We start from the raw sequence: 26,068 nt of genomic DNA, 5'->3' as shown, positions 1-26,068 counted from the left end.
CCAGGTGGAGCGCGCCACTGTACGAACGACCTGGACGCCATGAGCCGCGTCTGCTCGGCTCTGCCCGGGGCGACGGCAGACGGGATGGAAGCACCCCGCGCACGCCACTGTCCGCCGGCACCCCCGCACGACGTGTGCGGCCCGTACTACGGTCCCGGCGAGGCGGTGATCACGTCGCTGGTGGAGATCGCCGCCGACCTGGACGGCGTCGGCCTGGACGCGGCCGACGTACGGGAGGTCGCCGCAGCGGCAGCGCACGACCGCGCTGTGCTGGACGAAGTCGCCGAACCGAGGCTGCTGACCGGAGACCTGTGGACCGTTCACTGGGCAAGTCAGTTGTCGATGGTGAGCCCGGAGAGCTTGTCGGGGTCGAGGACGATGTCGATCTCGGCGATGTGCTCGTCGATGACAGTGATGCCGACTACGGCGAGGACGCCGGCGCGGCCGGTGGCGATGATGCCGGCGGCGCCGTTGACCAGCGCCGGCTGGCACAGGGTCGCGAACCGCGGTCCGAACGTGGTGGCGTGCTCGGCAACGTCACGGGCGCCGACGAGGAGGGCGGGGCCGAGCCAGGGGCGGGGGCCGGTGTCGACGCGGAAGACGACGTCGGGGTCGAGGAGGGTGATCAGGGCTTCGAAGTCGCCGGCTCGGGACGCGGCGAGGAACGCGTCGACGACCCGCCGTTGGGTGGGCAGGTCGGCGTCGGGCATCGTCACCGTTCCGCGTAGCCGGCGGCGGGCCCGGCTGGCGAGCTGGCGGGCGGCGACGGGAGTTCTGTCCACGATCGGGGCGATCTCGTCGAAGGGGACGCGGAACATGTCGTGCAGGACGAATGCGAGTCGTTCGGCCGGTTCCAGGCTCTCGAGCACGACGAGTAGCGCAAGGCCGACGGAGTCGGCGAGCAGGCTGGCTTGTTCGGGATCGTGGGTCTCCTCGGTGCTGACAACCGGCTCGGGCAGCCAAGTGCCGACCAGGTCCTCGCGCCGGGACTGATGGCTGCGCAGCATGTCGATGCACACCCGGCCGACAAGGGTCACCAGCCACGCGCTGATGTTGTCGATGCTGCTGCTCTGCGAGCGGGTGGTACGGATCCACGCCTCCTGGAGGGCGTCGTCGGCCTCGGTGAGCGAGCCCAGCATCCGGTAGGCCACCGCCTGCAGTCGCGGGCGGTGGGCCGCGAACTGCTCTGCGAACCAATCCAGATCATTCATGCCCGTCTGCTCCTGGCTGCCCTGTGGCCCCGTCGCATCGCGGTCGGTATCGTCCCTCACAGCCGCGCGGCCTTGCGGTACTTGGGCACCCAAACCCTGCGGTAGACGACGCGTGCGGGCGCAGGCAGGAGCCTGAGGACCTGGGTCTTCAGCTGCTCGGTGGCGCCGTCGAGCACCCACGGAAGGTACTCCGCGGCGCCCTTGATCCCGCCCTGCTGGTCACGGATCTCCTTGCTGAAGGCATCCCAGCCGGCCTGGCCCAGCCGGCGCTCGAGCAGCGGCAGCGCCTGGGACTCCTCGTGGATCATGTGCGCCGACAGGCCCTTGGCCAGGACCGACAGTTCTCGTTCGAGCGCCTTGGTGTTCTGATCGGCGATGGCGGCGTTGATCTGCTCGACGCGTGGGTCGAGCGAGGCGTGCTCGGCTTCCATGTCGTCCAGGATGCGCTGCTCGTCAGGATCGGCGACCGCCGCCCGCAGTCGCGGCCACAGCACGGTGTCCTCGGCAGCGTGGTGGGTGTGTAGCTGCTTGCTGAACAGCTGCCAGGTCGCGACGACCGCAGGGGAGTGGCCGCGTCCGTCCGCGACGGCGTCCAGCAGCCGGTCCAGGTCGCGGTTGAAGGCGTCGTGCGCGACGTACATCATCGTGAAGTCGACCGGGCCGGCCAGGGCTGCGCGACGTTCCCACGCCGCGGTGCTGGTTTCGGTGACTCCGGGGTGGTGGTTCCTCATCAGTGTCTCCTGCCGATGGTTGTCTGTGCCGGTCGTGGTCAGTGGCTGCCGAACGCTTCGCGGCGGATCATCTGCAGCACGGTGGGAGCACCCTTGGTGGTGTTGACCGCGACGAACTTGCCGATCCACACCCGGCTGGTGACCTGGGCCAGCATCGACGCGGCCAGGTCGGCACGGCTGGTGAACACTCGCTCGGAGCGGTTCTCCGCCAGCTCGTAGTCACTGGACTGCTCCGCGTCGAACAGGCCGCCAGGACGCATGACCGTCCAGTCCAGGCTGGACCGGCGCAAGAAGGCCTCCATGCGGCGCATGTCGGCGTACGTCGTCTTGCCGATCGTCCGGGTGACCATGGGCTGCATCACCCGGTTCAACAGGAACCCGCCGTCGGCGTGCCGAGTCGGCTCAGTGCCCGCCGAGCTCACCACCACCAACCGCTTGAGCCCGTGGGTCGTCATGGCATCGGCGATGGACGCGATCCCGTCGCTGTAGATCGTGACCGGCTTCCGGCTGAATTGCACCCCCAAGGTGGAGAGCACCACCTCGCTGCCCTCGACAACCCGCGCAGTCGCTGCCCGGTCGTGCACGTCCGCTCGGGCAACCGTCAAGCGCGTGGCCGCGATGGGAAAGCTGCCGGGGTTGCGCGTCACCGCAACGACCTCGTGGCCGACCTCGAGTGCCTGCTGGGCGAGTTGGCGGCCGGTGCCGCCGTTCGCACCGAAGATGACGATCCGCATGTCCGCTTCCTCGTCCTGTCCTGTTCCGGCACGGCCGTTCCGCGCCCTCTCGTACAAGAAGTCGGATCGCACGGCACAAACGTGACAGCCAGACTTCAGCGCAGCCTCGATCGAGCGGGCGGTGCTGGTGGTCGATTGGTTTCCTCGGGCCGCGTCTCGGACCGCCGCATGCCACAGGCGAGCGTCCACGGTGCAGACACCGATCGAATCCGTTCGGCGGCGTTGTAGCCGTTCCGGGAGACCACACAAACCCTGTCATCACCAGGCATCGCCTCAGACGCCTCCAGAGGCGTCCAGCTTTGCAGAAGCGACGCTTACGATCTGTTGCTCGCCACGGGCCCTGGGCCGCATCCACCGCAAGCGTGGGTGTCCCCGGACCACCGGAGGGCGTTCCCGGGATTTGTCCAGGGAGAAAACTCTCCCCCCTCACGGCCCGCGATTCCGTGCCACGCTGTCAGGCATGAGCAGGGACCCGCATCTGAACCAGCTCGGGGAATTCCTCAAGGCTCGCCGTGCCGAGCTCAACCCCGCCGAGCTGGGCTTTCCCGAGACCGGTCAGCAGCGGCGGGTACCGGGCCTGCGCCGCGAGGAGGTCGCCGTGCTGGCCGTCGTCAGCACCGACTACTACACGCGCGTCGAGCAGGGCCGCCTCCAGCCGTCGGCCCCGCTGCTGGCCGAACTCGCGCGGGTACTCCGTCTGAACGAGGACCAGCGCGCCTATCTCTTCGACCTCGCGGGAAGGAGCCTGCCGCCCCGCGGCAGCGAGCGGCAGCAGGTGAGTCCTCAACTGCAGCGCATGCTCGACGATCTCACCACCACGCCCGCGTTCGTGATCGGCCGCCGTACCGAGGTGGTGGGCTGGAACCGGCTGGCAGCCGCTCTGTTCGCCGACTTCGGACAGATCCCGGAGCCGGAGCGGCTCTACGTCCGGCTGCTGATCACCGACCCCGCCATGCACCGCCTGTACGCGGACTGGGACGAGGTCACCCGGCTGGCCGTCGCACAGCTGCGCATGGAGAACGCCCGTTACCCGGACGACCCGCGGCTCACCGCCCTGGTCGACGGACTCTCGGCGCGTGACACCCGGTTCCGGCAGTGGTGGGCAGCCCACGACGTCGCCCTGCGGACGGCGGGCACCAAGCGGCTGCGCCATCCCGTCGTCGGTGACCTCACCCTCGACTGGCACACCCTGGCCTGCACCACCGACCCCGACCAGCACATCATCGTCTGGACCGCCCCGCCGGACTCCCCGTCCCACGACGGACTGCGGCTCCTGGCCTCCTGGGCCGCCGACCAGAACCTGGCGGCGTCCGGCAGCGCCACCACGCCGTAGGGCGTTCTGCCTGGGAGTCCTCCTTACGACGGCGGCCGACGGAAGCGGGGCGCATCCCCAAGTGGCACTGGTGGCCGGCACGGCCGCGTCGTCGGATACGTCCGCGCGATGAGGTCGAGGCGCACTTCGGCTGGCCTCCGGCGGTGCCCCGCCCGGGTGCGGGGGCAGGTCAGGCGCCGCGAGTGATGCGGCTGCCGCGGCGGGGGCCGGCGTACTCGGCCTCGGTGACGTGGTCGAGCCAGTCGACCTCGTCGGTCTCCCACAGCGCGATGTGGACCATGAAGTGGTCGGGGTCGGCGCCGTGCCAGTGCTCCTCACCCGGCGGGGTCCAGACCACGTCGCCGGGGTGTGCTTCGAGGATGTCGCCGCCGCGGGACTGGATCAGGGCGATGCCCTCGACGATGTACAGGGTCTGGCCCAGACCGTGGGAGTGCCAGGCGGTGCGGGCACCGGGCGCGAAGCGCACCGCGTTGGCACGGACCCGGGACGGCTCCGTACCGCGGTAGATCACGTCCGCCCAGGCGTCCCCGGTGAACCACGTCCCGGGCAGCTTCATCGTGGGTGGCTTCGGCAGCAGTTCCATAGTCGATTCCTTGTTCTCTGTGCAGGTCGGAGCATCGGGCCGCGCCCTTGGTGCCCCCGGCGCCGTCAGCTCAGCGGCTGTGACGCCGGCAGGTGCTGTTCGGCGGCCCAGGAGGCGAGGATGCGCAGGCGGTCGTGAGTCGCGGAGCCGGGGGCCGCGGTCCAGACCGTGAGGTGCTGGTCCGGGTCGGTGTTCGCGGTCAACGTGTCCCAGTCCAGGACGAGCTCGCCGACGACCGGGTGGTTGATGATCTTGGTGCCCACCGTGCGGCCCGCGACCCGGTGGTCGCCCCACCACTGGGCGAACTGCTTGTCCCGCAGGGACAGTTCACCGACCAGCTCGATCAGGCGGGGATCCTCGGGGTACTTGGCGGCCTCCATGCGCAGCTGCGCCACGGAGATCTTCGCGGAGTTCTCCCAGTCGGCGTAGAGGGTGCGCATGGCCGGGTCGGTGAACTGGATCCGGGGGTAGTTGCGGTGCTTCTCCGGGAGCTGGGAGAAGTCGGTGACCAGCGCGGCGGCCAGGGCGTTCCACGCCAGGATGTCCCCGCGGCGGCCCTGCACGATGGCCGGGGTCGCGGTCAGGTCGTCCAGCACCCGCTGCAGCTGCGGCTGGACCTTCTGCCGGCCGCGCCGCCGGGTGCGGGTGCTGGTCTTGCCGGCGAGCTGGAAGAGGTAGCCGCGTTCGTCGTCGTCCAGGTGGAGCACCCGGGCGAGGATGTCGAGCACGGGTGCGGACGCCTGCATGCGGCCCTGTTCGAGGCGGGTGTAGTAGTCGGTGCTGATGGCGGCCAGCTGGGCGACCTCCTCGCGGCGCAGCCCGGCCACCCGGCGGGGCTTGCCGGTCTCGGGCAGTCCGACCGCGCGGGGGCTCAGCTCCGAGCGACGCTTCCTGAGGAATTCTCCCAGCTCGTTGAGGGGGACATTGCTGGTCATGCCGCCCAGCATGGCACCGATCGCAGGAGCGGAAGGGGGGAGGATTTCTTCCCAGGATGTTCCTCTCCCCGGATGGATTTCTCCGCTTTTCGCGCCTGCCCACCCGTGTGAGCCTCGATCGTGAGCAGCCGTGCCGAGATCGGCCGCGGCATCCCCACCCCCGCAGTGAAGGAAACACGATCATGCGCGGAGCAGTCATCCACGCCCCCGGCGACGTGCGCTTCGAGACCCTGGACGACCCGAGGATCAGCCGTCCCACCGACGCGGTCATCCGCACGGTGGCCACCTGCGTGTGCGGCTCGGACCTGTGGCCGTACCGCGGTCTGGAGCCCATCGGCGACCCGCACCCGATGGGACACGAGTACGTCGGCATCGTCGAGGAGGTCGGCGCCGAGGTCACCCACGTCAAGCCGGGGCAGTTCGTGGTCGGCTCCTTCGCCACCTCGGACAACACCTGCGCGAACTGCCGTAACGGCTGGCAGTCCAGCTGTCTGCACCGGGAGTTCATGAGCACCTGCCAGGCCGACTACGTCCGCATCCCCAACGCCCACGGCACCCTGGTCGCCACCGACGAGCACCCCTCGGGCGACCTCGTGCCCAGCCTGCTCGCCGTCTCCGATGTGATGGGCACCGGCTGGTACGCCGCCCTCGCCGCCGAGGTCAGGCCCGGCTCGACGGCCGTCGTGGTCGGGGACGGCGCGGTCGGCCTGTGCGGGGTCATCGCCGCCAGGGAGCTCGGTGCCGAGCGGATCATCGCGATGAGCCGCCACGAGTCCCGGCAGAAGCTGGCCGCCGAGTTCGGCGCGACCGACATCGTCAGCGAGCGCGGCGAGGACGGCGTCGCCCGGATCAAGGAACTGACCGGCGGCATCGGCGCCGACAGCGTCCTGGAGTGCGTCGGCACCGCCGAGTCCATGCGGCAGGCGCTGCACTCGGCCCGTCCCGGCGGCAACGTCGGCTTCGTCGGCGTCCCGCACGAGGTCGCCGTCGACGGCCAGGAACTGTTCTTCTCCCAGGTCGGCCTGCGCGGCGGCCCCGCCCCCGTCCGCCGCTATCTCCCCGACCTCATCGACCGCGTCCTGTCCGGCCGCATCAGCCCCGGCAAGGTCTTCGACCTCACCCTCCCCCTGGACCAGGTAGCCGAGGGCTACAAGGCGATGGACGAGCGCCGCGCGATCAAGGCCCTCCTCAAGCCCTGACCGCCGCCACACCGGCCCCCCGTCCCGCCCCCGGCCGCACACCGCGCACGGAAGGCCATCGGCGTGATCGTCGGCTCCCCGGTCATGGCCCTGGCCACCACCCTGCACCCGCCCCGACGCCGCATCCCGACGGCGGCGGCGACAGTATCCGGGAGCCTCGGCGGCCGCCGCCGAGGACGGTTGCCTTCCTGAGAGGCAGAAGCCTGTCTCCCGTGGCGGCCGCGTTCGGCGTGCTGACGACTTCGGCCGACGTCGGCTGAGACGGCCCCCGGCGCCGGGCGACCGGTGCCGCCGGTGCGGTCGAGCGGGCCTGGCGGACGGCGCAGGTCGAGCCGCGGTGGCTGCGGTGCCCTCTGGCACGCGATGCCATCCATTGCGTGGATGCCCGGCTATACGGGATTCGGATCGCGCGGAGGATGGCGGGCGGTCGGCGGACCGCCCATAGTCATGCGTACCCGCACGCCGCTGTCCGGACAGCCGCTGTCGTGCGGCCGTCCCCAGCATGCCGTGCGCCCGTCGCGCCCCCAGGCATGCCCGCTCCGCTCACCGTTCCTGGAGTCGTGATGCCCGGTTCCGTTCCACCGCCGTCCGCCGCCGCGGCCGACGAGACCGCCCCGCCGCCCCTGGCCGTCTCCGGCCCCGCCCATCTGCTGCGGGTGACCCTGCTGATGGCGGGCAGCTGTCTGCCGATCCTCGGGGCGGTCCTGATCGCCCCCGTCCTGCCGAAGATGCAGGACCACTTCGCCTCCGTGCCGGGGGCCAAGGCGCTGGTGCCGCTCGCGCTGACCGTGCCGGCCCTGGCACTCGCCGTGCTGGCCCCCTTCGCCGGGGTGATCGTGGACCGGCTCGGCCGCAAGCGGCTGCTGGTCGCGGCGACCCTGCTGTACGCCGTGTTCGGCACGGCCCCGCTCTGGCTGGACTCGCTCGGCGCGATCATCGCCAGCCGCGCCCTGGTCGGGGTGGCCGAGGCCGCGATCATGACGTGCTGCACCACGCTGATCGGTGACTACTACTCGGGGCAGCGGCGGGTGAAGTACCTCGCCCTGCAGACCATGTGCGCGTCCGCGTCGGCCACGGCCTTCTTCGTGCTCGGCGGCGCGGCCGGATCGGCCGGCTGGCGCGTGCCGTTCTTCGTGTACGCCGTGAGTCTGGTGCTGGCCCCGCTGATGGCGACGGCGCTGCCGAGCCCGGCACCCCGCGCGGCGGCGGTCGGGACGCCGACCGGCGGGGCCCGACGCACGTTCCCCTGGCGGCAGTTGGGCGGGATCTGCGCCCTGACCTTCTTCGGGGCCATGGTCTTCTACACGGTCCCGGTCGAGATGTCGTACCTGCTCGACGACCTGGGGGTGAAGAACTCCGGGGTGATCGGACTGGCCACGGCCGTCGCCAGCGCGGCGACGGTGGGCGGTGCGGTCGCCTTCGCCCGCCTGAAGCGCTCGCCGGAGCCGATGCTGCCCGCGGTCCTGGCGGTGTGCGCGCTGGGCTTCGCGCTGATGTTCCTGGCGGGCGACGCACCGCTGCTGGTCGCCGGGGCCGTCGTCAACTGCGTCGGCACGGGGATGCTGCTGCCCGCTCTGCTGACCAGCGCCATGTCCCGACTCGCCTTCGAGGACCGCGGCCGCGGCACCGGACTGTGGACGGCGGCCTTCTTCGGCGGCGAGTTCGTGTGCCCGCTGGTGCTGCTCGCGGGAGAGGCCGCGGTGGGGAGTCTCGCGGGGGCGGTGGGAGTGCTGGGGCTGGCCGCCGCCCTGGTCGCCGGCGGGTTGTGGGCGGTCGCCCGGCGGCGGGGAGAGGCGGTCGGCCCACGGCCGTTGCCGGAACAACTGGCGTGACGCGGGTCGGTGGGGTGTCACTTCGCCGTGAGCGACGCCCCCACCTCCGCCGCCTTCTGCCGCAACCAGATGTGAGCCGCGTCCTGGGTGTGCACCGGATGCCACCACATGGCCTCCTGCACCGGTACGGCCTCGAAGGGACACGGCAGGACCCGCACCGCCGCCGAGCGCACCGCCCTCCGTGCCAGCCGTTCCTGGATCATCGCCACCCGCCGCGTGCCCTCGACCATGTGGGGCAGCAGCTGGAAGGTCGGTACGGAGACCTCCACCCGGGGGCTGATGCCGAGCATGCTCAGCTGGCGGGCCGCGGGGGCGTCGTAGGGGCGCTGGTAGACCGCCCAGGGCAGATGCGAGAGGTGGTCGAGGGTGAGATCGCCGCCCACCTCCGGGTTGTCGTCGGCGACCATGCACAGCCAGCGGTCCTGGTGCAGGTCCACCGCGGGGAAGCCGTCGATGATGCCGTGCGGCAGGAGCAGTCCGTCGATGGTGCTCAGCACGGTCGCGGTGTTCTCCTCGACCGCCGGCAACGTGTGCCGGAACGTGAGGCGGATGCCGGGGGCCTCGCGGTGGAGGGCGCGGGACAGCGGGGCGCCGAAGACGGCCGCGCCGTAGTCGGAGGCGAGCAGCGTGAACTCGCGGGTCTCGGCGGCCGGGTCGAAGTCGGCCTGGCTGGAGAAGACCCGTTCCAGCAGGTCGCACGCGGTCGCGCTGCGGTCGCGCAGGGCAACGCCGAGCGGGGTCAGTTCGTAGGCGTTGCCGGTGCGGGCGAGCAGTTCGTCGTCGAAGTGGCGGCGCAGCCGTGCCAGGGCGGCGCTCATCGCGGGCTGGCTCAGCCCCACGCGTTCCCCCGCCCGCGTGACGTTGCGCTCCTCCAGCAGCGCGCGCAGGGCGAGGACCAGATTGAGGTCGAGTCGGGACAGGTTCACCGGGTACCGCCTGGCAGGTCAGAGATATCCATCGGATGGATTCGCCGTATCCACAGGATCTATTTCCGTGATCGGTCGACGAGGGCCACAGTAGACCGCAACTCACCGGGAGGAAATCTCATGGCAACAGTCGGGCAACCTGCCGGCCCGTTCGCGCTCGGCACGTTCTCCACTCCGAAGGGGCCCCTCTTCCCCGGCCTCGTGGCCGCGGACCGGGTGCTCGACCTGAGCGGAGTACTGGACGGGGCCCCGGCCGACGTACGGGCCGTACTGGACCGGTGGGAGGAGTTCCGGCCCGTCCTGCACGCTCTGGCGGACGCCCCCGGCCCCGACCGGCACCCCCTGGACAGCCTGCGGGTGCACGCGCCGGTCGAGCCGCGGCAGATCTTCCAGTCCGGCGCCAACTACCGGCAGCACGTGATCGATCTGGAGGTCGCCCACCGCTCCCCCGACGACCCGCGCACGGTCGAGGAGGCGCGGGCGGAGATCGCCGCCGTCATGGACCGCCGGGCGGCCGAGGACCTGCCGTACGTGTTCATCGGGCTGCCGACCACGATCGCCGGGCCCTACGACGATGTCGTCCTCCCCGCCTGGGCCGAACAGCCGGACTGGGAGCTGGAGTTGGCGGCGGTCATCGGCAGGCGGGCGCATCGGGTGTCCGTCGAGGAGGCCCTGGAGTACGTCGCCGGGTACACGATCGCCAATGACCTCACCGACCGGGCCACCGTGTTCCGCCGGGACATGAAGGCCATCGGCACCGACTGGCTGCGCTGCAAGAACGCGCCCGGGTTCACGCCGCTCGGGCCGTGGATCGTACCGGCCGAGTCGATCGCCGACCCGGGCGATCTGCGGGTCACGCTGAAGCTCAATGGCGACACCATGCAGGACGAGTCGACCAAGGACATGCTCTTCGGCGTCGCCCGGCTGGTGTCGTACATCTCGCAGACCGCACAACTCCTGCCCGGCGACCTGGTGCTGACCGGCAGCCCGGCCGGCAACGGCATCCACTGGGGGCGGCTGCTACGGGACGGCGACGTCATGGAGGGTTCCATCACCGGCCTGGGTGTGCAGCGCACCCGATGCGTCCAGGAGTCCGTGTGAACCGCGACGACCCCGAGGGCGCGATCGCCGAGGCCGCCAAGGCGTACTCCAACTGGGGGCGTTGGGGCGCGGACGACGTGCTCGGCACCCTGAACTTCCTCGACCCGGCCAAGCGGCGCGAGGGCGCCGCGCTGGTCCGGCGGGGTGTGAGCTTCTCGCTCTCCCAGCGGTTCGACATGGACGGACCGCAGAAGGGCTGGCGGCGACGCACCAACCCGGTGCACACCATGCTGGACACCGGCACCGACGCCGCCCTCGGCAACCAGGGCTTCCCGCACGGCATCGGCGGCGCCGACGACGTGATCGCGATGCCGCTGCAGTGCTCGACCCAGTGGGACGGGCTCGGCCACATCTTCGACCACGGCAAGGCGTGGAACGGCCGTGACGCGGCGACCACGGTCACCTCCGACGGCGACCTCGTCACCGGCATCGAGCACATGGCACCGTATGTCGCCGGCCGCGGGGTCCTGCTGGATGTCGCCCAAGTCATGGGCGGCGACGGCGAGTTGCCGGACGGCTTCGCCGTCACCGAGGCGCACCTGACCGCGACCGCAGAGGCCCACGGCGTGCGCGTCGGCCGCGGTGACATCGTCCTTGTCCGCACCGGACACCTCGCGCGCGCCAAGCGGGACGGCTGGGGCGACTACGCCGGCGGGCCCGCGCCCGGACTGTCCTTCAGCACGGCCGGCTGGCTGCACCGCACCGAGATCGCCGCGATCGCCACCGACACCTGGGGCTTCGAGGTACGGCCCAACGAGTTCGAGCACGCCTTCCAGCCGCTGCACCAGGTGGCCATCCCCAACATCGGCCTGCTGATCGGCGAGATGTGGGACCTCGACACGCTCGCCGCGGACTGCGCGGCCGACGGTGTGTACGAGTTCTGGCTCACCGCCGCGCCCCTCCCCATCACCGGAGCCGTCGGCTCCCCCGTCAGCCCCGTCGCCGTCAAGTAGTCCCGCACCGGCCCCGCACAGCCGCCGGATGCGCCGTTCTCCCCGGACAGCGGCGGCGCATCCGGCCCGCACTCCCCTGGCCCGCCCCCTCGGCGGGCGAGAGCCGCATCCCCTGGCCCGCCCCCCCGGCGGGCAAGAGCCGCACCCCCTGGCCCGCCCCCCCGGCGGGCAAGAGCCGCACCCCCTGGCCCGCCCCCCCGGCGGGCAAGAGCCGCACCCCCTGGCCCGCCCCCTCGGCAGGCGAGAGCCGCACCCCCTGGCCCGCCCCCTCGGCAGGCGAGAGCCGCACCCCCTGGCCCGCCCCCTCGGCGGGCGAGAGCCGCATCCCCGCCGCCCGAAGCCGCGCGGCCCGATCCCGGGAGGTACCCGAGATGACAGCCACCCCCGCCCTTCCCCGCTCTCGACGTGGCTCGACCGGCGGGACCCCCATCGTCCTCGTGATAGGCGGCGGTACCTCCGGAAACGCTCTGACCGTGCTGCTGCGCCGGGCCGGGATCGCCGTCGACCTGGTCGAGGCCAGCCCGGACTGGAAAGCCTCACTCGGCTCCGGCATCACCCTCCAGGGCAACGCCCTGCGCGTCCTGCGCGAGGTCGGCGTCCTCGACGCCGTCGAGAAGGACGGGTACACCGCCGACGGCGTAGCCATCCTCACCCCCGACGGCACCGTCCTGGCCGCCCACGAGGAGCTGCGCACCGGCGGCGACGACCTGCCCGCCCACATCGGCATGCAGCGCCCCCGCCTCCAGCAGCTCCTCATCGAGCAGGTCCGGGCCTCGGGCGCCGGCATCCGCCTCGGCACCACGGCCACCGCTTTCGACCAGCGAGAAGACCGGGTGGACGTCACCTTCTCGGACGGGACGAGCCGCCGCTACGACCTGGTGGTCGGCGCCGACGGCCTGCACTCCACCACCCGCCGGATGATCGGCATCACGGACGAGCCCACCCCCACCGGGATGGGCATCTGGCGTGCCCCCGCGCCCCGTCCGGCCGGGATCACCCGCACCGAGATGATCTACGGGGGCCCGTGCTTCATCGCCGGGTACTGCCCGACCAGCGAGGACACGGTCTACACGTATCTCGTCGAACCCGCCCGCGACCGGGCCTCGCTCGACCCCGGCTCGTATGCCGACGAGATGCGCAGGCTCAGCGAAGCCTACGGCGGCGCATGGCCGCAGCTGCGGGCCGCGTTCACCGACCCGAAGGCCGTCAACTACGCCTGCTTCGACCGGCACCTGGTGGAGGGCCCCTGGCACCGCGGCCGCGTCGTGCTGGTCGGCGACGCCGCCCACTGCTGCCCGCCCACCTTCGCCCAGGGCGCCGCGATGTCCCTGGAGGACGCCCTGGTCCTCGCCGAACTGCTGGCCGGCCCCGGCGACTGGGACGACCTCCTCCTCACGGCCTACCACGCCCGTCGGCTGCCCCGTGTGCGCATGGTCGTCGACGCCTCGGTGCAGCTCGCCCAGTGGCTGCTCGACGGGGTGCGCGACGCGGACGTACCCGGCCTGATGCACCGCACCCTGACCGCGCTGAAGGAACGCCCGTGACCGAGTACAAGTCGACCCCCACGATCGACGTCCACGCTCATGTCCTGGTCCCGGAGGTCGAGGAGGCCGTGGCCGGCCGGCCCGGTCTCGCCGAGGCCCGCGCCCTGGACGCCCGCCGCAACGGACCGGCCGCCCTCGAGGTGAACGGCCCGATGGTCGGCGCGCGCGTGCCGAGGCTGACGGACACGGCCGCGCGTCTGGCGGCCATGGACGAGCAGGGCGTGGACGTCCAGCTGGTCAGCCCCTCCCCCTCGCACTACCACTACTGGGCGGATCCCGAACTGGCCGCGCGCATCTGCCGGTTGGCCGACGAGGTCACGGCCGCCCACTGCGCCAAGGCCCCCGAGCGCCTGTACGGCCTGGGCCTGGTGCCCCTCCAGCACCCCGCCCTCGCGGCGGACTTGCTCGACCACGCGCTGGAGCAGGGTCTGCGGGGCGTGGAGATCTCCTCGCACGCGCCCGGCCGCGAGCTGTCGGACCCCGCGTACGAGCCGCTGTGGGTGCGGGCCGAGGAGACGGGCGCGCTCCTCTTCCTGCACCCCTTCGGCTGCACGCTCGACGAGCGGCTGGACCGCTGGTACCTCTCCAACACCGTCGGCCAGCCGACGGAGAACGCGATCGCGCTCTCTCATCTGATCTTCTCGGGTGTCCTGGACCGGCACCCCGGGCTGAGGCTGATAGCCGCGCACGGGGGCGGCTATCTCCCCACCCACCTCGGCCGCTCCGACCACGCCTGGCGGGTGCGCCCCGACGCCCGGGCGTGCGCGCGCGAACCCAGCAGCTATCTGCGGCAGCTCCACTTCGACTCCCTCGTCCACGACCCGGCCGTCCTGCGGGAGTTGATCAGGGTCGTGGGCGCCGACCGGGTGCTGCTCGGCTCCGACTTCCCCTTCGACATGGGCACCGACGATCCGCTCGGCGCCCTGCGTGCCGCGGGCCTGTCCGACCCCGACTTCCACGCCGTACGCGGGGCGAACGCCGCCGCGCTGCTCGGCCTCTTCTAGGAGGACCCCCATGGGCAACCGTCTGCTCACCCACCTCAGGCACGTCGACCTCGCCGTGCCCGACTACGACAAGCAACTCGACTTCTACGCCGGGGTCTGGGGCCTGACCAAGGTCGCCGAGGACTCCGGGATCTCCTTCCTGGCCGCCGAGGGCTCGCCCGAGAACTACGTCATCCGGCTGCGCAAGGCCGACGAGAAGCGGCTCGACCTGGTCTCCTACGGCGCCGCTTCGGCACCGGACGTGGACACGCTCGCCGAGCAACTTCTCTCCGGCGGCGTCCGGTTGATCTCACAGCCGGGCAAGGTGGACACGCCCGGCGGTGGTTACGGCTTCCGCTTCTTCGACGTGGACGGCCGCACCATCGAGGTCTCCGCGGACGTGGACGTACGCCGCCACCGCAGGATCGAGGAGAAGGAGTCGATCCCGGTCAAGCTCTCCCACGTCGTCCTCAACTCCCCCGACCTGGACGCGACCCGCGCCTGGTACGAGACCCACCTCGGCTTCCGCCACTCGGACACGCTCAGCTCGCCGCACGTCGGTGACGTCATGCACTTCATGCGGATCAGCAACCAGCACCACTCCATGGCCCTCGCCAAGGGCCCGCACACCTCGCTGCACCACGTCTCCTTCGAGATGCGCGGCATCGACGAGTACATGCGCGGCTCCGGCCGGGTGATCCGGGCCGGCTTCAAGAAGGTCTGGGGCCCGGGACGCCACATGGCGGGCGACAACACCTTCACCTACTTCCTCGACCCGCACGGCAACACGGTCGAGTACACGACCGAGTTGGAGCTTCTCGACGAGGACACCTGGCACCCGCACGTCTACGACTTCTCCCGGCCGGAGGTCACCGACCAGTGGGGCACGGCCAATCCGATGAACGAACTGGTCGCCAAGGAGTCCTTCAACGACGTCGACCGCGGGGTGTTCGTCGCCCCGCCGGTCTGACCGGCCCGCACCCCTGAAGCACCGGGGGCGCGGCAGCCCTGTCATGCCCTGACTCCCCGCCGCGTCCCCGGTCCCGCTCTCCCGACAGGACCCCTTCATGCGTTTCGCCACGTACGAACACCGCGACCGACGCCGGGTGGCCGTCGTCGCAGAGGACGGCACCCTCTACCCCCTGCCCGGCGTCTCCTCACTGACCGGCCTGCTCGCCGGGGGCGGCGGCCTGCCGGAGCTGCTCGACGCCGGATCCGCGATGCTCGACGTGCCGGCCGGTCCCCATGTCTCCGAGGTACGGCTGCTGCCGCCTCTCCAGCCGCCCACCGTGCGGGACTTCGTGACCTTCGAGGAACACGTCGAGGGCGTACGGCGGTCCGTGGACGGAGCCGCCGGGGTGCCGGAGCAGTGGTATGCGGCACCGACCTTCTACTTCACCAACCCCTACGCGGTGTTCGGCCCTCATGACGACATCCCCGCGCCGCCGGGTTCGTCCGTGCTCGACTTCGAGCTGGAGGTCGCCGCCGTGATCGGCAAGGAGGGCCGCGACCTCACCCCCGAGCAGGCCCGGGAGCACATCGCCGGGTACACCGTCCTCAACGACTGGTCCGCCCGCGACCTCCAGTCCGCCGAGATGCGCGTGGGTCTGGGCCCGTGCAAGGGCAAGGACACGGCCACCACCCTCGGCCCGTACCTCGTCACCGCCGACGAGCTGGAGAAGTACCGCGACGAGGACGGCTTCCTGCGCCTGGGGCTCACGGCCGCCGTGAACGGCGAGGTGGTCGGCGAGGACCTGCTGTCCAACATGAGCTGGACCTTCGAGGAGATGGTCGCCTACGCCTCCCGCGGCACCTGGGTCCGCCCCGGGGACGTCCTCGGCTCGGGCACCTGCGGCAACGGCGGCTGTCTCGCCGAGCTGTGGGGCGTCCGGGGCAGGCAGGACCCTCCGCCGCTCGGGCCCGGCGACACGGTCACGCTCACGGTGGAGGGCCTCGGCAGCGTGTCCAACACCGTGGTGGCCGGTCCCGATCCGGTGCCGGTTCCGTCCGCGCGACGCCGCACCCGGGAACGGCCGTGAGCGACCCGCGCCCGAAGCGCCTGCTCGGCAAGGTGGTCGTCGTGACGGGTGCGGCCGGCGGGCAGGGCGCCGCGGAGGCCGAGGCGTTGACCCGTGAGGGCGCGCGCGTGATCGCCACCGACGTGACGGAGGCAGCGGGGTGCCGTCGCCTCGACGTCACCCGCGCGGAGGACTGGGCCGAACTCGCCCGTGAACTGGGCGAGTCGTACGGCCAGGTGCACGGCCTGGTCAACAACGCCGGCGTCACCTGGCGGGCCCGCGTCGACGACGTGCGGCCCGAGGACCTGGCCCGTGTCCACGCCGTGAACGTCACCGGACCGCTCCTCGGCATCCAGCATCTGCTTCCGCTGATGCGCCCGGGCGCGTCGATCGTGAACGTCGGCTCCACCGCGGCCCTGACGGCCCACTACCCCGTGGCGTACACGACGAGCAAGTGGGCCCTGCGCGGCCTGTCGAGGACGGCGGCCATGGAACTCGGCCCGCGCGGCATCCGCGTGAACACCATCCACCCCGGCTTCATCGAGACGGACATGACCGCCTCCGCGGCCCCCGCGTTCCGCGAGGCGAACCTCCTCGCGACCCCGCTCGGCCGCACCGGAACCGTCGGCGACGTCACCCCGCTCGTGGTGTTCCTGCTCTCCGCCGACTCCTCCTTCATCACCGGAGCCGATATTCCGGTCGACGGCGGCCTCACCGCGCACGGCGGCGCCAAGCCCATCTCGGACGCCGTACGCGACTCGCACCAGTAGAAAGGCCCTCTCCTCCCATCGACAAGGCCGGCGCGAACGCCGCCGCGGCCGTCGCCGACATCCCCGACGGCGCGTCGCCGGCCGTCGGCGGCTTCGGCCTCAGCGGTGTCCCCGACGTGCTCATCCAGGCTCTGCACGCCCAGGGGGCGACCGGCCCGGAGGTCGTGTCCAACAACTGCGGGGTGGACGGGCGGGGCCTGGGCGTCCTGCCGGCGGCGGGCCGGATCGCCCGCGTCACGGGCTCCTACGTCGGTGAGAACAAGGGGTTCGCCCGCCAGTACCTCTCCCGCGAACTGCAGGTCGAGCTGGTGCCGCAGGGCACGCTCGCCGAACGGCTGCGCGCCGGTGGAGCGGGCATCCCCGCCTCCCACACCCCGGCAGGCGTCCGCACCCAGGTGGCGGCCGGCGGTCTGCCCTGAGGCCGGGCACAGGGCGCCGGGCAAGGAATCGATCAGGGCAGTCCCGCGGTGTCGACGCTGAGCAGTTCCAGGAGCTGGGGCCGGTGGAGGCCGGCGATGTGCTCCAGCAGGTCGGGGTGGCGCAGCAGAGGCGCGGCCTCGGTGTCCCGGTTCCCGGGATCGGTCAGCCGGCGAAGACCGCCGGCGGCGGGGTGCCCGCTCACGGCGCTCGTGGCGGCGGCCCGGCGGGCGGCGTCGGCGGCCAGGGCGGGGTCGGCCAGGAGGCACGCCGCCCAGCTGACGACGGTTTCGTCGACCCAGGTCCGCCAGGCGGTGTCGCCGGTGCCGTCGGGCTGTGGCTCGCCTCCGGTGAGCCAGTCCAATCGGTGGGATCCGCTGGGGGCGAGCAGGTGGAGCAGTTGCACGTCGAGGGTGGTGGGGTAGCGCAAAGTGGCGGCGAGCGTGACCGCCTGCCGGGCCTGTGCCTCGGCCAGCGCCCGGCTGAGCGCGCCGCCGGGGGCGGGGTAGGCGGCCAGGAGCCAGCGGGTGGAGGCGGCTATGACTGGTGTCAGGTCGTCGGTCACGGCGGTCGGTCCCTCGGGGAGCGTGCTCGCCTGTGTCCGGCAGATCGGTCCCGCGAGCTGTGGTGCGGAGCCGCGCTGCCCCGCTCGTGACCTATCAGCGTAGGCAGCCGGACCGGAAGAGGGAATGAGCCGTGTCACACCAGGCCGGCCGCCCGGGTTCCCGACCCGGCCGGGGCGGGCACCGCCCGGCCGGGTGCCGGTCCCTGCTGGGGTCAGGACTTGCCGCGGCCGGTGATGAGGTCGCGGGCCCGGTCCACCAGCCCGGCGCCCGGCGCCAGCAGCTTGTTGGCGGGCGGTGTGCTCGGGGCGGAAGGGTGCGGGCGGGTCGGGGCCATGGACTTGGCCCGGCGGATCTTGTCCCCGAGCTTGTTCAGAGCGTCGGCGGAGCTCGCCTGGCGCAGCATCGGGAAGAGGCTCTCCTCCTCGTCCTGGACATGGGCGGAGACCTCGTCCATGAGCTGCTGCAGCAGCGGGCTCATCTTCGGGTCGCCGGTGTCCGTCTTCTCCAGTTGCTTGAGGAGCTTCTCCACCCGGCCGTGGTCCGCGATCTCCTTGTCCGCGATCCGGTCGCCGCCCTCGATGTGCTCGCGCACCGCCGGATACAGGTACTCCTCCTCTGCGATCGAGTGCCGTACGAGTTCGATGGTGACCTCGTCCACGGCGTCACGGAGTTCCTGCCCGCCCAGCGGCATCCCCTGGATCCGGGCGAACATCTCCTCGACCTCCCGGTGGTCGGTCATCAGTTCCGCGATCGCGTCTCCGCCGTGCCCCATGGTCTCTCCGCCTTTCGTCTCGCTGGTCATGCCTGGGCCCGGGACCGTCCCGCCCAGCTGTCACTGGTTCCGGGTGCGGCCGGACCCGGCGCGCAGCGGCCGAGTACCCGGGACCCGGCGGCGAATGCCACGGCGAGGAGGCGAGGGCTGGGCTGACGTGGCATGCCGGTGAGCCTCCCCGGCCGTGCTCCGCTGGGCGCAGGCTGCCGGAGCGGGCCGTCGACACCGGCCGCGAGGTGATCGTCCGGCTGTACCCGGTGAGGCGTTCCGGTGCCCGCGTCCTGGCCGGTCGGTCCCGGAGTCCCGCGGTCCGGTCGCTGCCCTTGTCCCGTTATGAGGCGCTCTGGGGTTTCCGGGCCACGACGGCGGAAACCCGGCGGCGGACGCATCACTGACACCTGCGGCACCCCCTGTGCCCGGCGGTCTCCTCGGCATCGGAGTCTCTTGTGCAAGCCCTCGTCATCCACCACACCACGCTCACGAAGTCCCTTGGCCCCTCCGACACGGACGCGCCGGCCGCCGTGGTCGCCGACGCCGGTGAGGGCGAGGACCGGCCCTGGGCACGGCTGCCCGGTTGAGGAGGACACATGGTTGCCGGCTCCCTCACCGACGCCCGCGCCGTCACCCGGCCGCTGCGCTGCTGGGCCCCCCGGGGCGTGTACACCCCGCAGACCGACACCGGGCTCCTGCGGCGGGCGCTGTGCCGCGAGCGGATCACCCGGGACACGGACGTCCTGGACCTGGGCACCGGAAGCGGCATGCTCGCGGTGGAGGCGGCCCGGCTCGGCGGCCGGGTCACCGCGGTCGACATCTCCTGGTGGGCCGTCGCCGTCACCTGGATCAACGCGCTGCTGAACGGGCAGCGCCTGCGGGTGCGCCACGGCGACCTGACGACGGCGGTGCCCGGCGGCCGCCGCTTCGACCTGGTGATCGCCAATCCGCCCTACGTGCCCGCTCCGGGCGGCGCGGCGCCCCGGGGTGCCGCCCGGGCCTGGGACGCCGGCACGGACGGCCGCCTGCTGCTCGACCGTATCTGCGACGCCGCGCCGAGGGTCCTGCGGCCCACCGGAACGCTGCTGATCGTCCACTCGCACCTGTGCGGCACCGGGGCCACGCTCACCCGCCTGACCGCGGCCGGGCTGCGCGCGCGGGTCGTCGACCGGACCTGGCTGCCCTTCGGGCAGGTCCTGCGCTCCCGCCTCGACTGGCTGCGCGAACGCGGGCTGACAGCCGACGGCACGACCGAGGAACTGGTGGTGATCCGTGCCGAACCCATCTGACCGCCCGCGCCGCATCCGCGTCCAGCGCGACGGGCCCCTCCTCGTCGAAGGCCCGGTCGAGGTGGTGGGCGAGGACGGCGAGGTGACGGAGTCGAAGCGCTTCATGGTGGCCGTCTGCACCTGCCGCCGCAGCCGGACCTTCCCCTGGTGCGACACCAGTCACCGCTGCCGCGGCAAGCGGGCCGGCGAAGGCGGCGGGGCCCCATGACAGGCCGCAGCGTCTCCCCGCCACTGCCAGAGCCGCGCGGCCCGCTCTCGGCCGCCGTGACGGCCGCCCTGCGCGGCGCGGATCCCGCGAGCACACCGTCCCCTGCGCACTGCTCCCCGTACGGCGACGATCTCCAACTCGCCCTCTACGTCCTCTACGAACTGCACTACCAGGGCTTCGAGGGCGTCCCCGACGACCTGGAGTGGGACAGCGGACTGCTGGCCGTCCGCGCCGCGCTGGAGGACCGCTTCCTGTCCACGCTCCGCACCGACGTGCCCGTGGACGGCGCCGGCACCGCCGTACGGGTCCTCGACGAACTCCAGGTCGAGCCGGCCGCGGACCCCGGGGACAGCGTGTCGCACTTCCTCCAGGCCGAGGGCACCCTGCGGCACGTGCGGGAGTACGCCGCGCTGCGCTCGCTCTACCACCTCAAGGAGGCCGACCCGCACGCCTGGGTCATCCCCCGGCTGCGCGGGCGCGCCAAGGCGGCCATGGTCGCCGTCGAGTACGACGAGTTCGGCGCCGGCCGTGCCGACGAGATCCACGCGGAGCTCTTCGCCGCCCTCATGGCGGACCTCGGACTGGACACGAGGTACGGCAGGTACGTGGACGCCGCACCGGCCGAGGCGCTCGCCACCGTCAACCTGATGTCCCTGCTCGGTCTGCACCGGTCGCTGCGGGCCGCGCTCGTCGGGCACTTCGCCGCCGTCGAGGTGACCTCGTCCCCGGCCTCGCGCCGCCTGGCCGAGGCGATGCGCCGGACCGGCGCGGGCCCCGCGGCCGTGCGGTTCTACACCGAGCACGTCGAGGCGGACGCCGTACACGAACAGGTCGTACGCCACGACGTGGTCGGCGGACTCCTGGACAGCGAGCCGGACCTGGACACCGACGTGGTCTTCGGGATCCGCGCCACCGGGTTTCTGGAGGACCGCCTGGCGGCCAGGGTCCTCTCCGCCTGGCACGAGGGAGCCACGGCGCTGCGCGGGCAAGCGCCGTGACGCGTCAGGATCCTCGTCTCACCGCCCGAGAGCGCGTTCTGCGAATGTCCGGGACGCCTCCTGGATCACCTCCGCGGACTCGCCGTGCTGCACCCGCTGCTCGGCGTCCACCGGGCCACGCCACTTCGACCTGCGTCATCGTTCAGCGCGGACGGCTTGTGCACTGCGGACCGGCCGGACTTGCCGTTTGCGACCCACGATCACGGGCAGGCGGAGTCCAGTGCTTCGGACTGGAGGCGCCTGCCCAGCGGGAATTCACCCCGGCTGCCGGCACCCTCCAGTGCCGGCGCCGCTCTGCGCTGCGGCAACCCCTGACAAGACCGTTCAGACATGTCCGGACCCGAATTCCGGACTCTCTGAAAAACCGTCCGCGCCCGCCTGGAGGCCCTGGAGAGCTTCAGCACCCTGTCCCTGGACGCCGAACTCTCCATGGGCGAGGACGGCTACAGCCTCGCCGACACCCTCGGCGACCCCGACGGCTCCTACGACGTCGTCGTCGACCGGGAGGCCGCCAAGGAAGGGCTGCGCCGGCTGCCCGAACGGGAGCGGGCCATCCTCTACATGCGGTTCTTCGAGGACATGACCCAGAGCCGGATCGCCGACAAGCTCGGCATCTCCCAGATGCACGTCTCCCGCCTCATCAGCCGCAGCTGCGCCCGCGTCCGCGCCGAAGCCCTCCGTCGGTGACAGGGGAGATGTCGGCGGGTACCGGGCTGTCCGTCCGGAGGACGGGTACCCGGGCTCGGAGGACAGGGAGGTACGTCCATGCCGACACCACCGCCGTTCCGGTCGTCCGAATCCCTGCACGGCCTGTCCGCCGTGGTCACCGGTGGCTCCCGCGGTCTCGGTCTCCTGATCGCCGACGAGTTGATGGGCCGCGGCTGCCATGTCACGCTCGCAGCGCGAGACGCCGCCGAACTGGAGCGGGCCGGCGGGCTGCTGCGGCAGCGGCATCCCGGGGGCTCCGTGCGCACCGCCGTGACCGACGTGCGGGACAAGCGGGCCGTCGCCGATCTCCTCCACCGGACAGCTGAGGCCTGTGGGAGCGTGGACGTGGTCATCGCCAACGCGGGCATCATCCAGGTCGCACCGGCGGAGACCGTCGGCGCGGCCGGATTCGACGACGCGATGGGCACGGTCTTCCACGGCGCCCTGAACACCAGTCTCGAAGCACTCCCCTACCTGCGCGAGAGCCGGGCCGGCGGAAGGCTGGCACTGATCGGCTCGGTGGGCGGTCTGCTCGCCGTGCCGCATCTGCTGCCCTACTCGTGCGCCAAAGCCGCCGTAGGGGCCCTGGCCGAAGGGCTGTACGCGGAGTCGGCCCGCGACGGCGTGTCCGTGACCGCGGTACATCCGGGCCTGATGCGCACCGGCTCACATCTGCACGCCGTGTTCGGCGGTGACCGGCGACGCGAGTTCGCCTGGTTCTCCGCTCTCGCGGGCACTCCGCTGATGTCGATGGACGCGCGCCGCGCAGCCGACCGTATCGTCACGGCCGTCCAGCGCCGCCGCCTCCGCCTCGTCCTCACCCCCGCCGCCCGCGCCGCCGACAAGGCCCACGGCCTCGCCCCGGCGCTCACCGCGCGGCTCAGCCACGCGGCGACCGCGCTGCTGCCGACCGCGGAAGGCGAGCCGGAACTGCGTCCGGGCATCGACATCGAACCGGCGGCCCCACGCACGCTCGGGGAACGCCTGCGCTCCGTGGGCAGCGCGCTGAACGACCGGGCCGCGCGTGCCTACAACGAACGCCACCGCACCGCCGTGGAGCGGCACCTGCCCTGACCCCCACCCCCGGCCCGGCCGGTCGATGATGCCCAGCGTGTCCGCGTCCTTCTCCGCGAAGCCGGCGGGTTCGAACCCGGGAAAGCCGTACCAGGACGCCGAGTCGGCCACCGGAGGGCGTCGGTCAGCCGTTGCGGGGAACCCGTCCGGCCATCAGCACTCAGGACTCCCGCATCGGCCGGAGCGGAGCGGTCCCGTGCCCGGCACCGGACGAATGAGGTACTCACCGTGGAAAGCCGAAACGACCCCGACGGCGTCGTGCTGTCGCCGCACGAGCGCCTCGCCCTGTGGGGTATCGAGGCGGGACTTCTCCAGGACCGGCGTCTCGTCCGGCGGATGCGCCACCGGGACCCACGGCCCGCGTGGTTGCCCATGTCCGTCGCCGTACTGACCTGTGCCTCACTGCTTCTGCTCGTGATAGCGATCCTCACCTCCGACGTGGCCGCCCTGTGGTGCCTTGCCGCACTGTGGCCCGTCACCGTCCTGCTGGCTTTCCGGATGCTGCGCTGTGCGGCCGACTCCGATGACCGCTCCAGGACATGGCGGTGAACTCCGGCGCGTCGGGCACAGGGCGCCTGCTCGGACTCGTCGGCGGCACCCTCGCCCCCGACGAGTCCGAACGGCCTTCGGAAACTGTCGGTTACGACCCGGTCACCTTGGCGAGGTTGTCCATCTCGTTCGCCCGCCCGGCGGCCAGCCGCCCGGTCCATTCCTCGTCGTGCATGGTGTCCGCCGTCATGGTCACGTGCGTACCACCGTCGACGCTCGGACGCAGCTCGACTTCGGTGAGGAACTCGTACGGCTCGACGCCGGGGATGAAGTCGGCGAGTGTGGTGTAGGCCAGACGCCGGGTGGGCTCGACTTCGGTGAAGGTCTTGTGCGAGGTCGAGCTCAGCGGCAGGCCCGCGCTCTCCATGAACGCGACCTGCTCGGGGCCGGTCGCGGTCATCGTGTAGGTCAAGGTGCCGCCGACGCGCAGGTCCAGGGTGTCGACGTGCACGGTGAACCCCTCCGGCGCCCACCAGGCCTCGATGCCGGCCGCGGTGGTCCACAGCTCCCAGATCTTCTCCGGTGCGGCGGCGTAGGTGCGCTCGACCTGGATCTTCTGCGTCATGATCTCTCCTGGTTTCCCGAATCGGTGACGTCTGCAGAGAGTTGGACGTCGGCCGGGGCGATCTGTCATCGGTGCCCGTCGGCGGCGTGTTCGACCGGCAGCCTGAGCGGCAGCCCGAACGCGGTGACCAGCTGGGCCTCGAACGTGGTGATCTCCGCGATGCGTCCGGCCTCGATGCGCAGCACGTCGACCATCTGCGCCCGGTACACGGAGGTCCCCGGCCGTTGCACGTACCCGGCGACGGCCGGCTGCCGGTTCGCCCGGACCAGCAGGTGCCGCCAGCGGCCGAAGTACCCCGGCGAGGCCGGGTCGAATACCCGTCCGAGCTGCTGGAGCAGCGCGTCCCGGCCGGCGAACCACACCGGATTGGGCGGCATGGTCACCACCACGTCGACGCTGAGCAGGTCGGCCATCATCGACACGTCCGCGCGTTCGGCCGCGACCATGTAGCGGCGCACGATGTCGTGCTCCTGCTGAGCGTGTCGCCCGGCCGCCCAGTCCGTCCGCCGTCGAGGCAACCGCTCGCGAAGCGTCTGCCGGGCGCGCTGCAGGGCGCTGTTGGACGCCGCGACGCTCATGTCCATCAGCGTCGCCGTCTCCTCCACGGGGCGGCCCAGCACGTCACGGAAGATCAACACCGCGCGCTGCCGGGGCGGGAGGTGCTGGAGCGCGGCGAGGAAGACCAGTTCCATGGTCTCCCGCGCCTCAGCGGCGGTCTCTGGCTGCTCGTCGTCGCCCGGCAGCTCGTCGAGCAGCCGGTCCGGATAGGGCTGCAACCAGGGCAGACGGTCAGGGGGCTCGCCGCTGCCGGACTCGATGCCGGGGACCGGCTCGTACCGCCGGGGACGGCGGCCGGTGCGGCGCAGGTGGTCGATGCAGGCGTTGGTGGCGATCCGGTACAACCATGTCCGGGGCGCCGCACGGCCCTCGAAACCGGATCGGTCGCGCCAGGCTTTGAGCAGGGTTTCCTGCACCAGGTCCTCGGCGTCGTCGTAGGAGCCGACCATGCGGTAGCAGTGCAGGTGCAGCCATGCGCGGTGGGGTTCGACGAGTGCGGCGAAGTCGACCTCACCGTCGGGGTCCGGCGGCCGTTCCGCGGTTTTCGTCACGGCGACCTGCGTGACGTCATGGGCCAGCCGCCGCAGCTTGCGTACCGCCGCGGCGAGGGCCTCGGCGTCCGAGCGGAAAGCATGGGGAGGCTCCAGGGCCAGGGTCTTCACCCGCCGCTCGATGTCCGCGAGGACGTCGGCCGCCGGCCGGTCGCTCTCGGTGCGTCGGCGGCGGTAGGCGCGTTGGCGGCAGGCCGCCGAGCAGTAGACGGAAGTCCGGCCACGGCCGCGATCCGGCAGCGGGGCGGCGCAGACCTGACAGTTCCGTCCGCTCATGGGCGGCTCCAGTCATTCGTCACGGGGATGCGGCGTTACGAAAGAGCTTAGGGCGCCGCGAGACGGCCCGACCAGCAAGATCCGTGCGCATCCCTGCTGATGTGGTCGTGCCGTTCGACGACAGCCGCTAGCGGGCCTGGTCGAGCCTCTTGCGGGGATCGCGGCGCGAAGCGTCGGCCCACACCGTCGGCAGCTCCCGTTCGCGCCTGTCGGCCTCGGCTTGCTCCTGTCCGTACAACAGGCCCCAGACGAAGGAGGGTTCGCCGGCCGCATGTGCCGCCAAGAGCCTGGTGCAGCCGAACAGGGCGGCGCCGGAGCCGTACGCGTGCACCTGTGTGGTCTCGCACTGCGACTGAAGGCCCTGGGAGCACATGAAACAGGTACCGCAGGAGATGTTGAACGGGACGACGACCCGGTCCCCGCGGGCGAGGCCACGCACCTCGGGGCCGGCCCGCGGTGAGCACCCTCAGTCGCCGACGGCACCCCGCACCGGCATGCGCAGGAGAAAAGGCTGGTCCGGTCCGCGGGTGAAGGTGTGCGCGTGGTGGAGTGGGGGACTTGGTGAGCAAGACGGGTCAGCAGCGTTCCCCTGGGGACTGGCCCGGCCCAGGCTTCTCTGGTTCAGCCGAAGTGCCGGAGGAGCCGCTCGCCCGGGGTCACGACGGTGTGCCCTCTTCACAGACCAGGCGGGCG

General features: G+C 72.0%; 26 protein-coding genes and 3 pseudogenes. 18 read left to right on the top strand and 11 right to left on the bottom strand.

The window, feature by feature from the left end; genetic code table 11:
- Window positions 1-332: 332 nt before the first annotated feature.
- From sigJ to ACFY0P_RS47435, 3 genes are read right to left on the bottom strand one after another with little or no spacing between them, the layout of a single operon-like run.
- Window positions 333-1,211 carry an RNA polymerase sigma factor SigJ gene (gene sigJ / locus ACFY0P_RS47445; RefSeq protein ID WP_388928726.1) on the bottom strand — a complete coding sequence of 293 codons (879 nt, stop codon included), beginning with the start codon at window positions 1,209-1,211 and terminating at the stop codon, window positions 333-335.
- 56 nt (window positions 1,212-1,267) lie between these two features.
- A complete protein-coding gene (locus ACFY0P_RS47440) occupies window positions 1,268-1,942 on the bottom strand; it encodes a hemerythrin domain-containing protein (protein ID WP_388928725.1) in 675 nt (224 codons plus the stop codon).
- 38 nt (window positions 1,943-1,980) lie between these two features.
- Entirely contained in the window at window positions 1,981-2,676 is a 696-nt protein-coding gene (locus tag ACFY0P_RS47435) for an NAD(P)-dependent oxidoreductase (RefSeq protein WP_388928724.1), read from the bottom strand.
- 460 nt (window positions 2,677-3,136) lie between these two features.
- Here ACFY0P_RS47435 and ACFY0P_RS47430 point away from each other — a divergent pair, with 460 nt between their 5' ends.
- Window positions 3,137-4,009 (top strand): helix-turn-helix domain-containing protein, encoded by an 873-nt coding sequence (locus ACFY0P_RS47430; RefSeq protein WP_388928723.1) that lies wholly within the window; start codon window positions 3,137-3,139, stop codon window positions 4,007-4,009.
- A 169-nt stretch (window positions 4,010-4,178) separates the two neighbouring features.
- Here the strand turns inward: ACFY0P_RS47430 and ACFY0P_RS47425 are convergent, their stop codons facing one another.
- Complete coding sequence (locus ACFY0P_RS47425) at window positions 4,179-4,592, bottom strand: cupin domain-containing protein (protein WP_388928722.1); 414 nt, start codon at window positions 4,590-4,592, stop codon at window positions 4,179-4,181.
- Between the two features lie 65 nt (window positions 4,593-4,657).
- Window positions 4,658-5,539, bottom strand: coding sequence for a helix-turn-helix domain-containing protein (locus ACFY0P_RS47420; RefSeq protein ID WP_388928721.1), 882 nt, complete (start codon window positions 5,537-5,539; stop codon window positions 4,658-4,660).
- A 170-nt stretch (window positions 5,540-5,709) separates the two neighbouring features.
- Between ACFY0P_RS47420 and ACFY0P_RS47415 the strand changes: the two genes are divergently transcribed.
- Together ACFY0P_RS47415 and ACFY0P_RS47410 are read left to right on the top strand one after the other, a co-directional pair.
- Window positions 5,710-6,726, top strand: a complete 1,017-nt coding sequence (locus tag ACFY0P_RS47415) for a zinc-dependent alcohol dehydrogenase family protein (RefSeq protein ID WP_388928720.1) — start codon at window positions 5,710-5,712, stop codon at window positions 6,724-6,726.
- A gap of 563 nt (window positions 6,727-7,289) precedes the next feature.
- Window positions 7,290-8,558 carry an MFS transporter gene (locus tag ACFY0P_RS47410; RefSeq protein ID WP_388928719.1) on the top strand — a complete coding sequence of 423 codons (1,269 nt, stop codon included), beginning with the start codon at window positions 7,290-7,292 and terminating at the stop codon, window positions 8,556-8,558.
- 17 nt (window positions 8,559-8,575) lie between these two features.
- Here ACFY0P_RS47410 and ACFY0P_RS47405 read toward each other — a convergent pair whose 3' ends face one another.
- Window positions 8,576-9,484 carry a LysR family transcriptional regulator gene (locus ACFY0P_RS47405; protein WP_388928718.1) on the bottom strand — a complete coding sequence of 303 codons (909 nt, stop codon included), beginning with the start codon at window positions 9,482-9,484 and terminating at the stop codon, window positions 8,576-8,578.
- Between the two features lie 120 nt (window positions 9,485-9,604).
- Here ACFY0P_RS47405 and ACFY0P_RS47400 point away from each other — a divergent pair, with 120 nt between their 5' ends.
- From ACFY0P_RS47400 to ACFY0P_RS47365, 8 genes and pseudogenes are all read left to right on the top strand, one after another.
- On the top strand, window positions 9,605-10,585 hold the full coding sequence (locus ACFY0P_RS47400) for a fumarylacetoacetate hydrolase family protein (RefSeq protein ID WP_388928717.1): 981 nt from the start codon (window positions 9,605-9,607) through the stop codon (window positions 10,583-10,585).
- Window positions 10,582-11,538 carry a cyclase family protein gene (locus tag ACFY0P_RS47395; protein ID WP_388928716.1) on the top strand — a complete coding sequence of 319 codons (957 nt, stop codon included), beginning with the start codon at window positions 10,582-10,584 and terminating at the stop codon, window positions 11,536-11,538. The genes ACFY0P_RS47400 and ACFY0P_RS47395 overlap by 4 nt, the downstream gene beginning before the upstream one ends.
- A gap of 371 nt (window positions 11,539-11,909) precedes the next feature.
- Window positions 11,910-13,082: an FAD-dependent oxidoreductase gene (locus ACFY0P_RS47390; protein ID WP_388928715.1), complete on the top strand. Its 1,173-nt coding sequence runs from the start codon at window positions 11,910-11,912 to the stop codon at window positions 13,080-13,082.
- Window positions 13,079-14,086 (top strand): amidohydrolase family protein, encoded by a 1,008-nt coding sequence (locus ACFY0P_RS47385; protein WP_388928714.1) that lies wholly within the window; start codon window positions 13,079-13,081, stop codon window positions 14,084-14,086. Before ACFY0P_RS47390 ends, ACFY0P_RS47385 begins: the two co-directional genes overlap by 4 nt.
- Before the next feature lie 10 nt (window positions 14,087-14,096).
- Window positions 14,097-15,035 (top strand): VOC family protein, encoded by a 939-nt coding sequence (locus ACFY0P_RS47380; protein ID WP_388928712.1) that lies wholly within the window; start codon window positions 14,097-14,099, stop codon window positions 15,033-15,035.
- A 97-nt stretch (window positions 15,036-15,132) separates the two neighbouring features.
- Window positions 15,133-16,104: a fumarylacetoacetate hydrolase family protein gene (locus ACFY0P_RS47375; protein ID WP_388928710.1), complete on the top strand. Its 972-nt coding sequence runs from the start codon at window positions 15,133-15,135 to the stop codon at window positions 16,102-16,104.
- Window positions 16,101-16,853 carry an SDR family NAD(P)-dependent oxidoreductase gene (locus tag ACFY0P_RS47370; protein WP_388928708.1) on the top strand — a complete coding sequence of 251 codons (753 nt, stop codon included), beginning with the start codon at window positions 16,101-16,103 and terminating at the stop codon, window positions 16,851-16,853. The genes ACFY0P_RS47375 and ACFY0P_RS47370 overlap by 4 nt, the downstream gene beginning before the upstream one ends.
- A gap of 17 nt (window positions 16,854-16,870) precedes the next feature.
- Window positions 16,871-17,269, top strand: a pseudogene (locus tag ACFY0P_RS47365) (CoA transferase subunit A); the annotation flags it as partial.
- A gap of 35 nt (window positions 17,270-17,304) precedes the next feature.
- Here ACFY0P_RS47365 and ACFY0P_RS47360 read toward each other — a convergent pair.
- Together ACFY0P_RS47360 and ACFY0P_RS47355 are read right to left on the bottom strand one after the other, a co-directional pair.
- On the bottom strand, window positions 17,305-17,835 hold the full coding sequence (locus tag ACFY0P_RS47360) for a hypothetical protein (protein ID WP_388928706.1): 531 nt from the start codon (window positions 17,833-17,835) through the stop codon (window positions 17,305-17,307).
- A gap of 212 nt (window positions 17,836-18,047) precedes the next feature.
- Window positions 18,048-18,608 carry a hemerythrin domain-containing protein gene (locus ACFY0P_RS47355; RefSeq protein WP_388928756.1) on the bottom strand — a complete coding sequence of 187 codons (561 nt, stop codon included), beginning with the start codon at window positions 18,606-18,608 and terminating at the stop codon, window positions 18,048-18,050.
- Between the two features lie 446 nt (window positions 18,609-19,054).
- On the opposite strand from ACFY0P_RS47355, the gene ACFY0P_RS47350 reads away from it, so the two are divergent.
- The 7 genes and pseudogenes from ACFY0P_RS47350 to ACFY0P_RS47320 all read left to right on the top strand — a co-directional run bounded on the left by ACFY0P_RS47350 (window position 19,055) and on the right by ACFY0P_RS47320 (window position 23,425).
- Window positions 19,055-19,186, top strand: a complete 132-nt coding sequence (locus ACFY0P_RS47350; RefSeq protein ID WP_388928704.1) for a hypothetical protein — start codon at window positions 19,055-19,057, stop codon at window positions 19,184-19,186.
- A 9-nt stretch (window positions 19,187-19,195) separates the two neighbouring features.
- Window positions 19,196-19,888, top strand: coding sequence for a HemK2/MTQ2 family protein methyltransferase (locus ACFY0P_RS47345; RefSeq protein ID WP_388928702.1), 693 nt, complete (start codon window positions 19,196-19,198; stop codon window positions 19,886-19,888).
- Window positions 19,872-20,096 carry a CDGSH iron-sulfur domain-containing protein gene (locus tag ACFY0P_RS47340; RefSeq protein ID WP_388928700.1) on the top strand — a complete coding sequence of 75 codons (225 nt, stop codon included), beginning with the start codon at window positions 19,872-19,874 and terminating at the stop codon, window positions 20,094-20,096. Before ACFY0P_RS47345 ends, ACFY0P_RS47340 begins: the two co-directional genes overlap by 17 nt.
- A complete protein-coding gene (locus tag ACFY0P_RS47335; protein WP_388928698.1) occupies window positions 20,093-21,094 on the top strand; it encodes an iron-containing redox enzyme family protein in 1,002 nt (333 codons plus the stop codon). The genes ACFY0P_RS47340 and ACFY0P_RS47335 overlap by 4 nt, the downstream gene beginning before the upstream one ends.
- A gap of 366 nt (window positions 21,095-21,460) precedes the next feature.
- Window positions 21,461-21,781 (top strand): annotated as a pseudogene (locus ACFY0P_RS47330) (sigma-70 family RNA polymerase sigma factor); the annotation flags it as partial.
- A gap of 78 nt (window positions 21,782-21,859) precedes the next feature.
- Entirely contained in the window at window positions 21,860-22,876 is a 1,017-nt protein-coding gene (locus tag ACFY0P_RS47325; protein ID WP_388928696.1) for an SDR family NAD(P)-dependent oxidoreductase, read from the top strand.
- A gap of 228 nt (window positions 22,877-23,104) precedes the next feature.
- Complete coding sequence (locus ACFY0P_RS47320; RefSeq protein WP_388928694.1) at window positions 23,105-23,425, top strand: DUF3040 domain-containing protein; 321 nt, start codon at window positions 23,105-23,107, stop codon at window positions 23,423-23,425.
- 91 nt (window positions 23,426-23,516) lie between these two features.
- Here the strand turns inward: ACFY0P_RS47320 and ACFY0P_RS47315 are convergent, their stop codons facing one another.
- From ACFY0P_RS47315 to ACFY0P_RS47305, 3 genes and pseudogenes are all read right to left on the bottom strand, one after another.
- The gene (locus ACFY0P_RS47315; protein WP_388928692.1) at window positions 23,517-23,990 is read right to left on the bottom strand and encodes an SRPBCC domain-containing protein; all 474 of its coding nucleotides are present in this window, start codon (window positions 23,988-23,990) and stop codon (window positions 23,517-23,519) included.
- 65 nt (window positions 23,991-24,055) lie between these two features.
- Window positions 24,056-25,375 (bottom strand): RNA polymerase subunit sigma-70, encoded by a 1,320-nt coding sequence (locus ACFY0P_RS47310; protein WP_388928690.1) that lies wholly within the window; start codon window positions 25,373-25,375, stop codon window positions 24,056-24,058.
- 259 nt (window positions 25,376-25,634) lie between these two features.
- Window positions 25,635-25,823 (bottom strand): annotated as a pseudogene (locus ACFY0P_RS47305) (alcohol dehydrogenase catalytic domain-containing protein); the annotation flags it as partial.
- Window positions 25,824-26,068 lie beyond the last annotated feature (245 nt).

The organism is Streptomyces sp. NPDC001714, from assembly GCF_042892755.1.
Lineage (GTDB): Bacteria > Actinomycetota > Actinomycetes > Streptomycetales > Streptomycetaceae > Streptomyces.
Note: the sequence above shows the minus strand (reverse complement) of the source record. Positions and strands in the feature narration are given on the sequence as shown.